Here is a 10,985-nt window from a genome sequence, read left to right on the forward strand (position 1 = left end):
CCACTGTCGGGTGGGCTCGGTGTTGTGTATACGCAAACGGAGCGGCGTCTTCGATCTCGGGGGGTGCGCTCCGCCGTGGGGCGGGCGCGCTTTGCCGGGCAGAGCCCGGCACTACGACGGGTTCGTCCGGGAGTGCCGCAGCCGGGACCGCTCCCAGGTCGATCTGCGCATCCGGCGCCGCGTCCACGCTGCCGTCCACGAACACCGTGTAGCCCATCGCCTGCAGCCAGGACTGCTGGGCCGGGGTCCACAGCGGCGGCGCGGCCGGCGTGCTCACGCGCCGGGCTCGGCCGGCTTGCGGGTGCGCTGCCAGACCCAGCTGACCGGGCCGGACAACGCATAGATCACGCCCACCGCGAACAACACGCGCGGCAGGTCGATGACCATGATCGCAATGGCGATCGGCACCAGTGCCAGCGCCAGGAACGGCACGCGGTCGGCGCGCGGGCCTTTTTCACCACCGCCCTTGAAGCTCCAGAAGCGGATCCGGCTGACCATCAGCAGCGCCGCCGCCAGGGTCACGCCCAATGCCACGTAGCGCAGTTCATTGCCATCCCAGCCGAGCGCGCCATCGGCGAAGGCCCACACGAAGGACATCATCAGGCCGGCCGCAGCCGGGCTGGCCAGGCCGATGAACCAGCGCTTGTCGACCACGCTGACCTGGGTGTTGAAGCGGGCCAGGCGCAGGGCCGCGCACGCCGCATACAGGAAGGCGACCGCCCAACCCACCCGGCCCATGATCGGGTCGTCGAACTTCAGCCAGGACAGCGACCAGTGGTACATCACCAGCGCCGGGGCCATGCCGAAGCTGACCAGGTCGGCCAGCGAGTCGTACTGCACGCCGAATTCGCTGCTGGTGCCGGTCAGGCGCGCCACCCGCCCGTCCAGGCCGTCCATGACCGCGGCCACGAACACCGCGATGGCGGCATTGACGAAGTCGCCATTGGCGGCGGCGATGATCGCGTAGAACCCCGCAAACAGGCCGGCCGTGGTGAACAGGTTGGGCAACAGGTAAATGCTGCGCGAGCGCGGCGGGGGTTTCATCTGATCCATGCCGGCCAGTTTAGTGGCTGCGGCGCGGTTTGGGGGGAGGGTTGCCAGCGCCGGACGGGAATGCTGCAATCGCGCTCCTGCCCCCTGCTGCCCGGAGTTGCCATGCGTGCCCTGCCCCTCGTGTGCTGCCTGCTGCTGCTCGCCAGCGCTTCGGCCAGCGCCGGAAACGTCTACAAGTGGAAGGACGCCAATGGCGTAACCCAGTACTCGGAGAAGCCGCCCACCGGGCAGAACGCTGAACAGCGCAAGGTGCAGAACCGCGACCCGGCCGCCACCCGGGCCGCCGCGGCACCGGCGCCGGCCGAATCGGCCAACTGCACCACCGCCCGCGACAACCTGGCCCTGCTCGCCGGCAAGGGCGAGGTGATGCAGGACACCAACGGCGACGGCAAGCCGGACACCGCGCTGGACGACAGCCAGCGCCAGGCGCAGAAGGCGCTGGCGGACGCGGCGATCAAGGCCTACTGCAAGCCGGCCGCCTGAGCAGCCTCCCCCGACCAACGGTCGGGGCTACCAGGCGCCAAGCCATTGCCGGTGGCATCGGGCATGGCGCCGATGCCGGTGGGATCCGGCATGGCGCCGATTTCGGTGATATTGGGGACGGCGCGCCGTTGCGGGTGGCACGGTCCACGCACCGGCCGTAGGTATCGACCGTTGGTCGATACGCCGTTCGCGCCAGGATTGGGCACGTGGGCGGCCGGGCTGGCAGAATATTGCCTTTCCGCCGTTCAGCGAAGCCGACGATGCGCCTCTCCCAGTTCCACCTGCGTACCACCAAGGAAACCCCCAGCGATGCCGAGCTCACCAGCCACCGGCTGATGCTGCGCGCGGGCATGATCCGCAAGCTGGCCTCGGGGCTGTACACGTGGTCGCCACTGGGCCTGCGCGTGCTGCGCAAGGTCGAGCGCATCGTGCGCGAGGAAATGGAGCGGGCCGGCGCGGTGGAATTCCAGGTGCCGACCATCCAGCCCAAGGAACTGTGGGAAGCCACCGGCCGTTGGGAAAAATTCGGCCCGCAGCTGCTCAAGATCAAGGACCGCAAGGACCAGGTGTTCTGCTACAGCCCCACCGCCGAGGAAGCCGCGGCCGACTTCGCGCGCCAGGAACTGTCCAGCTACAAGCAGCTGCCGGTCAACTTCTTCCAGATCCAGACCAAGTTCCGCGATGAGATCCGCCCGCGCTTCGGCGTGATGCGTGCGCGCGAGTTCCTGATGAAGGACGCCTACTCCTTCCATCTGGACGATGCCTGCCTGGTACGCGAGTACGAAAACATGAAGGCCGCCTACGCCCGCGTGTTCACCCGCCTGGGCCTGGATTTCCGCATGGTGCAGGCCGATTCCGGCGCCATCGGTGGCGATGCGTCGCAGGAATTCCACGTGATCGCCGACTCCGGCGAAGACGCGCTGGTGTTCTCCACCGGGTCGGATTACGCGGCCAACATGGAAGCGGCGGTCGCGGCCGCGCCGGGTCCGCGTGCCGCCGCCAGCGAAGCGCTGCGCAAGGTCGAAACCCCCGCCCAGAAGACCTGCGAAGCCGTGGCCGCGCTGCTCGGCATCGGCCTGGAACGCACGGTCAAGTCGATCGCGATCATGAGCGAAGGCGGCTTCGTGCTGGCGCTGGTGCGCGGCGACCATGACGTCAATGAAATCAAACTGGGCAAAGTGGAGGGCCTGCAGGGTTACCGCATGGCCGGCGAGGCGGAAATCGCCACCCACCTGGGCAGTGAACCCGGTTTCCTCGGCCCGCTGAATCCGGCCAGGCCGATCCGCATCGTGGCCGATCGCGACGTTGCGGCGATGGCCGATTTTGTCGTCGGCGCCAACGAAGCTGGCTTCCATATTGCCGGGGTCAACTGGGGCCGTGACCTGCCGGAACCGGAAGTGGCTGACATCCGCAATGCAAAGGAAGGCGACCGTGCGGCCGACGGTGGCGAGCTGAAGGTGGCGCGCGGCATCGAAGTGGGCCATGTGTTCCAGCTGGGTCGCCAGTATGCGCAGGCGCTTAAAGCAACCGTGCTGGACGAGAACGGCAAGGCCGCGGTACTGGCGATGGGCTGCTACGGCATCGGCATTTCGCGCATCGTCGCCGCCGCGATCGAGCAGAACCATGACGCCGCCGGCATTATCTGGCCCGACGCGATGGCGCCCTGGCAGGTGGTGGTATGCGTCATCAATCCAAAGCAGGACGATGCGGTCAATGCGGCCGCCGCCGAGCTGCTCGCGCAGCTGCAGGCTGCCGGCTTGGATGCGGCGCTGGACGACCGCGGGCTGCGCCCCGGCCAGATGTTTGCCGACATGGAACTGATCGGCGTCCCGCACCGGGTGGTGGTGTCCGAACGTGGCCTGGAGGCGGGTACGTTCGAATACCGCGCACGCTCGGCGAGCGAGGCCGAGAGCCTGGACCGCGACGCCCTGATGGCCCGGCTGACGAAGTGATGACGGATGCCGGGTGAAATACCCCGGCATTTAATTATCCCATTTCCATTGATTATTCCGACAAGCTGTGCATTGCGCAAATGAGAATGTATGCTGTTGCCCGATGCCAAGGACTGGCCCACACCCCGTCCTTCTTTTAGATTCCGGAGTAGTTGATGAGTATCGACCTGAGTGGTTTGTCCGCCAAAGAGCTGGGCGCCCTGATCAAGAACGCGAAGAAGCAGCAGACGATCGTCGCCAAGCGCCCGGCCCTGACCAAGGTTCGCGCCCAGCTGGCCAAGCTGGCCAAAGCCAACGGATACACCCTTGAAGAAGTAGCCGGCGTTGCCGCTGCGGGCCGCAGCCGCGCGGGCACGGCGGGCAAGGCCGCCCCGGCCAAGAAGGCGGTGCGCAAGCTGGGCAAGGTGGCCCCGAAGTACCGCAACCCGGCCAACCCGAAGGAAACCTGGACCGGCCGTGGCAAGCAGCCGCGCTGGCTGGCTGCCCACACCACCAAGGGCAAGAAGCTGGAAGATTTCCTGATCAAGAAGTAAGCGATGCGCCGATGGCGCGCGCATTGAAACGCCGGCCCGGATGGCCGGCGTTTTTTGTGGGACGGTAGCGCCGACCGTTGGTCGGCCCAGGCGGTGCCCGATGCGTGCGGCATGCGCGGCGCACCGATATCGATTATTTGAATGCGTTACCCCGGGTTTGCCGAACGTCGCGAAAACTTTCAGAAACTCACAGATTCTTTCGCGCCGGTACCAGCAGGTTGCCGAACAATAGTCCCGCCACCAGCGCCATTACCACGTTGAGCACGGTCATCAGCACCACCTGCCCCGCGCTCATGTCCTGCTGCTGCACCAGCGTGAGCACGCCGCGCAGGCTGGTGCTGCCGGGAACCAGCATGATGATGCCGGGCAGGCGGATGATCGCGCCGGGGCGCTGCACCAGGCGACCGAACAGATTGCCGGCCGCGGTCATCACCATCGCCGACATGAAAATGCCGGCCGGCATTCCCCACGCCTGGCCGGCGAACTTCGATATCGCATACCCGGCCACCGACGCGGCGATCACCCACGGATAATCGCGGCGACTGGCCTTGAACAGCATCGCGAAGGCGAACGCCGCCAGCAGCAGCGCACTCCATTCCACCCAGTCCGCCTGCGGTCGCGACGCGCGCACCAGCGGGTCCAGGCCGAGGATGCCCGACAGCGTCACCGCGATCACCGCCCCCACGGTCAGTTTCAGGATGGTGGTGATCGCGCCGGCGAACCGCGCCGTGCCCGATACCCAGTGCTGGCTGGCCAGTTCGTTGACCGCATTGGTCAGCGACATGCCGGGCAGCATCACCACCAGCGAGGCGATGATCACCGTGTTGAGGTTGAGCGCACCCACGAACGAGGCCACCAGCGCCGCCACGGTGCCGGCCAGCAGCGCCGCCAGCGCCTCGCTGGCTTCTCGGCTGGCCGGACGGCGGTCGGTGAGCAGCGTCATCAGGCCGATCAGCAGCCCGATCACCCCGGCCGTGGCGATGTCCAGCCAGGGCAGTTTCCACAACCCGGCCACGCCGGCCGCACCCAGGCTGTAGGACAGGATCATGCGGATCTTGCCGCGCCGGCCCGGGTCCTTGTCCAGTTGCCGCAGCGCGGTATGGCCCTGGGCGATGCTCATGGTGCCGTTGGCGACCGCGTCGGTGATCTGGTCGGCAATGCTCAGTTTGTGCAGGTCGTTTTCGCCCGGTGCGAGGCGGATCACGCGGGTGATGTCCGACGAACCGATCGCCTTGGTCGGGTCGCTGAAGCTGAGGATCAAGCCGGTCGGGTTCGACCACGGCTCGCAGTCCAGGTCCAGCCGCTGCGCCAGCGCCACCACCGCGGCCTCCAGCCGCTGGGCGGTGGTGCCGTAACTGTGCAGCCGCCCGGCGATCTCGGACACGAAGGCGACCCGCTGTGCGTAGGTGGCCGGAGGGGTTGCGATGGCGGGTGCGTCGGCAGACATGCGCGGTAGTATTACCCGAAGCCCGCCCCGGCTGAACAGCGTCGTTGCCGACGGCACACACTTGGCCTCCACGCAGACAGGTTATGCTGCGCGCACGACGCCCATGACGCCAGACAACGCCCCCCACCTCGAACTCGATCCACAGGACCCCGGCAGGATCCGGTTGTCCGGTCAGTGGACCCTTCGCACCGCGCTGGACGCGGCCGAAGCGCTGCGCGCGGCGCCGGCGAACGTCACCGCCATCGACGCCAGCGGCATCACCCACCTGGACTCGGCCGGCGTGCTGCAGGTGCTGCGCGTGGCCCATCGCGCCGATCTCGGCGAAGACGCGCTGACCTTCCGCGAGGAACACCGCGCGCTGGTCTGCACCATCGAAGAAGTCGCCGACGACCGCCCCAAGGCCAAGCGCGACTTCGGCGTACTCGCCGCGCTGGAGCGCCTGGGCGTCAGCGTGCATGCCACCGGCCACAACATCGTGGCGCTGGCCAGCTTCCTCGGCGAAAACCTGGTCAAAGCCGGGCGCCTGGTGCGCGAGCCGCGCCGGTTCCGGCTCACCGCCACCGTGCACCACATGGAACAGGTCGGGCTCGACGCGGTGCCGCTGGTGGCGCTGCTGTCCTACCTGGTCGGTGCGGTGATCGCCTTCCTCGGCTCGACCATCCTGCGCGACTTCGGCGCGGAAATTTACGTGGTCGAACTGGTCAGCATTGCCTTCCTGCGCGAATTCGCGGTGCTGCTGACCGCGATCGTGCTGGCCGGCCGCACCGCCAGTGCGTTCACCGCGCAGATCGGGTCGATGAAGGCGCGCGAGGAGATCGACGCGATCCAGACCCTGGGCCTGGATCCGGTCGACCTGCTGGTGCTGCCGCGCCTGATCGCGCTGCTGGTCACCCTGCCCCTGCTGACCTTCATTGCGATGATCGCCGGCCTGGCCGGCGGCGTCACCGTCGGCGCCTTCGACCTGGACATCCCGCCGCAGATGTACCTGGCGCGCCTGCACGACACCATTGAAGTGCGGCACATGCTGGTGGGCCTGTCCAAGGCGCCGGTGTTCGCCGCGGTGATCGGCCTGATCGGCTGCCTGGAAGGGCTGAAGGTGGAAGGCACCGCGCAGTCGGTGGGCGAACGCACCACCTCCAGCGTGGTGCAGACCATCTCGCTGGTGATCATCATCGACGCGTTCGCCGCGTTGTGGTTCATGCACATGGATTGGTGATGACGACCTTGGCCGCCCCTGATCAAGACACCCGCGCGGAACTGGCCGATGAAGACGGCCTGGCCATCCGCGTACGCGGGCTGACCAACCGCTTCGGCAGCCAGACCGTGCACGACGGCCTGGACCTGGACGTGCGCCGCGGCGAGATCCTCGGCGTGGTCGGCGGCTCGGGCACCGGCAAGTCGGTACTGATGCGCAGCATCCTCGGCCTGCGCCACCCGGATGAAGGCGAGATCGAGGTGCTGGGCGTCAATGCGCGCTCGGACAACCGCGCCGACCGCCTGCACATCGAGCGCAACACCGGCGTGCTGTTCCAGGATGGCGCGCTGTTCTCGTCGATGACCGTGGGCGAGAACGTGCAGGTGCCGCTGAAGGAACACCACGGCGAGCTGCCCGAGCGCTGGCATTACGAACTGGCCCTGCTCAAGGTGAAGCTGGCCGGCCTGCCCGCCGATGCGATCAACAAGCTGCCCTCGCAGCTGTCCGGCGGCATGCGCAAGCGCGCCGGGCTGGCGCGTGCGCTGGCGCTGGACCCGCCGCTGCTGTTCCTGGACGAACCCACCGCCGGACTGGATCCGATCGGCGCGGCCGCATTCGACCGCCTGATCAAGACCCTGCAGGAAGCGCTGGGCCTGACCGTGCTGCTGATCACCCATGACCTGGACACGCTGTATGCGATCTGCGACCGGGTCGCGGTGCTGGCCGACAAGAAAGTGATTGCCACCGCCCCGCTTCACGAGATCGAACAACTGGATCATCCGTGGATCCAGGAATATTTCCACGGACCGCGCGCGCGCGCTGCACGCGACGCCAAGCAGAAGAGCGAATAGACCATGGAAACCAAAGCCAATTACGTATTGATCGGCGCGTTCACCCTGATCGTGGGGCTGGCCCTGCTGGCATTCGGGCTGTGGGCGGCCAAGTACTCCTCCGACCGCACCTGGACCGAATACCGGGTGGTGTTCCGCGAGGCGGTCACCGGCCTGTCAGTGGGCAGCCCGGTGCAGTACAACGGCATCGCGGTCGGCTCGATCACCGAACTCAACCTGGTCCCGGACGATCCGCGCCAGGTGGTCGCGCGGATCCGCCTGAACTCCAACACGCCGGTCAAGACCGACACCCGCGCCAAGCTGGCGATCACCAGCCTGACCGGCCCGTCGATCATCCAGCTCAGCGGGGGCACGCCGCAGGCGCAGGCACTGACCGCGGTCAACCGCGACCCGGCCCCGATCATCCCGACCACGCCGTCGGCGCTGCAGAACATCACCGACGTGGCCAACCGCATCGTCGAGCGCATGGACCAGGTACTCAGCGACCGCAACGTGGCCAGCATCAACGCCACCCTGGCCAACCTGGAAACCATCAGCGGCGGCCTGGCCGACCGCGACCAGGGCACCCAGGCGCTGCTGCTGAGCGCACGCGACGCCGCGCGCAGCCTGGACAGCACGCTGAAGACCACCAACGGCACCATCCAGCGCCTGGACACCAACCTGGTGCAGCAGTTGCCGCCGATCCTGGACAAGCTGGAAACCACGCTGACCAAGCTCGATTCGGCGGCCGGCAGTGCCGATTCGATCCTCGGCGAGAACCGCGCGGCGATCAACAGCTTCGCCAACGACGGCCTGGCCCAGCTGGGCCCGACCCTGACCGAACTGCGCGGCCTGATCCGCGACCTGCGCCGGGTCAGCGACAAACTGGACAACAACCCGGCCCGCTACCTGCTGGGCCGTGACGCGCCGAAGGAGTTCGAACCCAAATGAGCCGCATGCCGCTGTTGCCCGCTTCCCTGCCCCGGCTGCTGCTGCCGGCCGGCCTGATGCTCGCGTTGGGCGCCTGCTCGCTGCTGGGCGGCGGCGAGCGCTCGCAGGTCACCATCTATTCGCCGGTGGTGAAGATCCAGCCCGACCCGTCCTGGCCGAAGGTCGACTGGGCGCTGGTACTGGTCAAGCCGACCGCCGCGCGCGTGGTCGACAGCCCGCGCATCAACGTGCGGCCGAACCCCGGCGAGCTTGAGGTCTACAAGGGCGTGAGCTGGGCGCAGCCGGCCACCGACATGGTGGACGATGCGCTGGTGCGCGCGTTCGAGGATTCCGGGCGCATCACCGGCGTGGCACGTGCCACCACCGGCATCCGCGCCGACTACAAGCTGGCGCTGGATGTACGCCGTTTCGAATCCGACTACCGCGGCCAGCCGACCCCGACCGCCTTCATCGAAATCAACGCCAAGCTGATCCACGTGATCGACCAGCGCGTGGTCGCCGACCGTACGTTCCGCCAGGAGCAGCCGGTGGGCAGCACCGCCACGGGCGACGTGGCCCGGGCGCTCGAGCAGGGCCTGCAGGCGATTACCACCGAGCTGGTGGGCTGGACGCTGACCACCGGCCAGGCGGACAGCCAGACCGCCAAGGTAATCCCGACACGCTTACGCTGAGCCGCGTAGAGCCACGCCCTGCGTGGCTGAATCTGTCCGGCACCGCGAAGCCACGCAGGGCGTGGCTCTACGCACGGTTTTCTATCCAACGGAAGGTCAGGTTGATGCGCTCGGCCAGGGGTCGTGCGCTCTTCGGCAGGGCGTGCTGGTAGAAGGTCTGCGTGCGCCCGCCCATCAGCAGCAGGTCGCCATGACCCAGGGTGACCTCCGCCTTGCGCGCATGGTCATCGCGTCGGCGCAGCAGGAAACGCCGTGCGGCGCCCAGGCTGAGTGATGCAATCAGCGGCGTTGGCCCAAGTTCCGGCTCGTTGTCACTGTGCCAGCCCATCCCATCGTCGTTGTCGCGGTAGCAGTTGAGCAGCACGCTGTTGAACGGCTGGCCGCAGAACCTGCCCAACGCATCGCGGAGCGGGACCAGGGCGGGATGCCAGGCGTGCGGCACGAAGTCGGTGCCCGAATAGCGGTAGCGCGCGGCGGGATCGCCCATCCAGCAGCTCAACCGAGGCGAATCCACCGACCGCCCGAACATGCGGATCCTATGCACCTCCCACGGCACCTCGCCGCGCAGCTGGCGCTGCAGGGCATCCGCCTCGGTGGCGGCCAACCAGTGGCGGTGCCAGTGCACCGAAGCATCGGGAAGATGGAGGTCCATATGGGAACGCTAGCACGCGCCGGCTTGCCAAGGCCCGCCGGCACCCGGTATGTGCGCTGGGCGGGTGCGCGTCACCTCCACGTGGAGTCCTCTACAATCTGCGGCCTGAGGCGCGTTTCCGTCGCGCCCCCACCCGCCGCATAGTCACAAGGTTCCTGCATGAGAAGTCACGACAGCAGCAAGCGCGTCCTGGTCACCGGTGGCGCCGGATTCCTCGGCTCGCACCTGATCGAACGCCTGCTCGAGCAGGGCCATGAGGTGGTGTGCGCGGACAACCTGTTCACCGGCACCAAGCGCAATATCGCGCACCTGCTGGGCAACCCGCACTTCGAGTTCCTTCGCCACGATGTGACCTTCCCGTTGTACATCGAGGTGGACGAGATCTGGAACCTGGCCTGCCCGGCCTCGCCGGTGCATTACAGCCACGACCCGGTGCAGACCACCAAGACCTCGGTGCACGGTGCGATCAACCTGCTGGGGCTGGCCAAGCGGCTGGACTGCCGCATCTTCCAGGCATCCACCAGCGAGGTTTACGGCGACCCCAGCGTGCACCCGCAGCGCGAGGACTACTGGGGCAACGTCAATCCGATCGGCCCGCGCTCCTGCTACGACGAGGGCAAGCGCTGCGCGGAAACGCTGTTCTTCGATTACCACCGCCAGCACAAGCTGGATATCAAGGTGGCGCGCATCTTCAACACCTATGGCCCGCGCATGCATCCCAATGATGGGCGCGTGGTGTCCAATTTCATCGTGCAGGCGCTGCGGGGTGAGGACATCACCATTTATGGCGAGGGCCAGCAGACGCGTTCGTTCTGCTATGTGGACGACCTGATCGAGGGCTTCCTGCGGCTGATGGCGACCGACAAGGATTTCACCGGGCCGTGCAACCTGGGCAATCCGGCGGAGATGACCATCCGCGAGCTGGCCGAGGCGGTGATCGCGCTGACCAATTCGGGGTCGAAGCTGGTGTTCAAGCCGTTGCCGCAGGATGACCCGATGCAGCGCCAGCCGGATATCACGCTGGCGAAGAGCCGACTTGGTGGGTGGGAGCCGCAGGTGAAGCTGGAAGAAGGGTTGCGCCGGACGATTGCCTATTTCGACACCCTGCTGAGCGAATCCCGGTAATGCCGTCCTTTGGATGGCTGCGTTGGCGCGGTAGAGCCGTCTGTTAGACGGCTGCTTCCAGCCTGGTAGAGCCGTCTGTTAGACGGCTGCTTC

The 10,985-nt window shown here is 67.2% G+C and carries 10 protein-coding genes and 2 pseudogenes; 8 read left to right on the forward strand and 4 right to left on the reverse strand.

The annotated features are described in order from the left end of the window. Window positions 1–277 (reverse strand): annotated as a pseudogene (locus tag RWO33_RS16255) (hypothetical protein); the annotation flags it as partial. Next, entirely contained in the window at window positions 274–1,053 is a 780-nt protein-coding gene (gene pssA / locus RWO33_RS16260) for a CDP-diacylglycerol--serine O-phosphatidyltransferase (protein ID WP_145481476.1), read from the reverse strand. The gene pssA and the pseudogene RWO33_RS16255, both read right to left, overlap by 4 nt. 102 nt (window positions 1,054–1,155) lie before the next feature. Here pssA and RWO33_RS16265 point away from each other — a divergent pair, with 102 nt between their 5' ends. The 3 genes and pseudogenes from RWO33_RS16265 to RWO33_RS16275 all read left to right on the forward strand — a co-directional run. Further along, window positions 1,156–1,536, forward strand: coding sequence for a DUF4124 domain-containing protein (locus tag RWO33_RS16265; RefSeq protein WP_314106214.1), 381 nt, complete (start codon window positions 1,156–1,158; stop codon window positions 1,534–1,536). 260 nt (window positions 1,537–1,796) lie between these two features. After that, a complete protein-coding gene (locus RWO33_RS16270; RefSeq protein ID WP_314106215.1) occupies window positions 1,797–3,488 on the forward strand; it encodes a proline--tRNA ligase in 1,692 nt (563 codons plus the stop codon). Window positions 3,489–3,643: 155 nt separating this feature from the next. Beyond that, window positions 3,644–4,018, forward strand: a pseudogene (locus tag RWO33_RS16275) (H-NS histone family protein); the annotation flags it as partial. 190 nt (window positions 4,019–4,208) lie between these two features. Here the strand turns inward: RWO33_RS16275 and RWO33_RS16280 are convergent. Next, window positions 4,209–5,468 (reverse strand): threonine/serine exporter family protein, encoded by a 1,260-nt coding sequence (locus RWO33_RS16280; RefSeq protein ID WP_314106216.1) that lies wholly within the window; start codon window positions 5,466–5,468, stop codon window positions 4,209–4,211. Window positions 5,469–5,571: 103 nt separating this feature from the next. Here RWO33_RS16280 and RWO33_RS16285 point away from each other — a divergent pair, with 103 nt between their 5' ends. Genes RWO33_RS16285 through RWO33_RS16300 form a run of 4 tightly spaced genes read left to right on the forward strand, consistent with a single transcriptional unit; the run spans window position 5,572 to window position 9,115 of the window. After that, window positions 5,572–6,684, forward strand: coding sequence for an ABC transporter permease (locus RWO33_RS16285; RefSeq protein WP_314106217.1), 1,113 nt, complete (start codon window positions 5,572–5,574; stop codon window positions 6,682–6,684). After that, complete coding sequence (locus RWO33_RS16290; RefSeq protein ID WP_314106218.1) at window positions 6,684–7,514, forward strand: ABC transporter ATP-binding protein; 831 nt, start codon at window positions 6,684–6,686, stop codon at window positions 7,512–7,514. Before RWO33_RS16285 ends, RWO33_RS16290 begins: the two co-directional genes overlap by 1 nt. 3 nt (window positions 7,515–7,517) lie before the next feature. Next, window positions 7,518–8,444: an MlaD family protein gene (locus RWO33_RS16295; protein WP_145481469.1), complete on the forward strand. Its 927-nt coding sequence runs from the start codon at window positions 7,518–7,520 to the stop codon at window positions 8,442–8,444. Next, on the forward strand, window positions 8,441–9,115 hold the full coding sequence (locus RWO33_RS16300) for an ABC-type transport auxiliary lipoprotein family protein (protein WP_145481468.1): 675 nt from the start codon (window positions 8,441–8,443) through the stop codon (window positions 9,113–9,115). The genes RWO33_RS16295 and RWO33_RS16300 overlap by 4 nt, the downstream gene beginning before the upstream one ends. Before the next feature lie 67 nt (window positions 9,116–9,182). Here RWO33_RS16300 and RWO33_RS16305 read toward each other — a convergent pair whose 3' ends face one another. Beyond that, window positions 9,183–9,767, reverse strand: a complete 585-nt coding sequence (locus tag RWO33_RS16305) for an alpha-ketoglutarate-dependent dioxygenase AlkB (protein ID WP_314106219.1) — start codon at window positions 9,765–9,767, stop codon at window positions 9,183–9,185. A gap of 159 nt (window positions 9,768–9,926) precedes the next feature. Between RWO33_RS16305 and RWO33_RS16310 the strand changes: the two genes are divergently transcribed. Then, window positions 9,927–10,892, forward strand: a complete 966-nt coding sequence (locus RWO33_RS16310; protein WP_314106220.1) for a UDP-glucuronic acid decarboxylase family protein — start codon at window positions 9,927–9,929, stop codon at window positions 10,890–10,892. Window positions 10,893–10,985: the final 93 nt, after the last annotated feature.

Source organism: uncultured Stenotrophomonas sp. (assembly GCF_963519925.1).
Classification (GTDB): domain Bacteria; phylum Pseudomonadota; class Gammaproteobacteria; order Xanthomonadales; family Xanthomonadaceae; genus Stenotrophomonas; species Stenotrophomonas maltophilia_AE.

Bases quoted from the DNA above. Each gene is read 5' to 3' on its own strand.
- RWO33_RS16300 (WP_145481468.1), top strand. From the start codon at position 8,441: ATGAGCCGCATGCCGCTGTTGCCCGCTTCCCTGCCCCGGCTGCTGCTG.
- RWO33_RS16265 (WP_314106214.1), top strand. From the start codon at position 1,156: ATGCGTGCCCTGCCCCTCGTGTGCTGCCTGCTGCTGCTCGCCAGCGCT.
- RWO33_RS16310 (WP_314106220.1), top strand. From the start codon at position 9,927: ATGAGAAGTCACGACAGCAGCAAGCGCGTCCTGGTCACCGGTGGCGCC.
- RWO33_RS16295 (WP_145481469.1), top strand. From the start codon at position 7,518: ATGGAAACCAAAGCCAATTACGTATTGATCGGCGCGTTCACCCTGATC.
- RWO33_RS16280 (WP_314106216.1), bottom strand. From the start codon at position 5,468: ATGTCTGCCGACGCACCCGCCATCGCAACCCCTCCGGCCACCTACGCA.
- pssA (WP_145481476.1), bottom strand. From the start codon at position 1,053: ATGGATCAGATGAAACCCCCGCCGCGCTCGCGCAGCATTTACCTGTTG.
- RWO33_RS16305 (WP_314106219.1), bottom strand. From the start codon at position 9,767: ATGGACCTCCATCTTCCCGATGCTTCGGTGCACTGGCACCGCCACTGG.
- RWO33_RS16290 (WP_314106218.1), top strand. From the start codon at position 6,684: ATGACGACCTTGGCCGCCCCTGATCAAGACACCCGCGCGGAACTGGCC.
- RWO33_RS16285 (WP_314106217.1), top strand. From the start codon at position 5,572: ATGACGCCAGACAACGCCCCCCACCTCGAACTCGATCCACAGGACCCC.
- RWO33_RS16270 (WP_314106215.1), top strand. From the start codon at position 1,797: ATGCGCCTCTCCCAGTTCCACCTGCGTACCACCAAGGAAACCCCCAGC.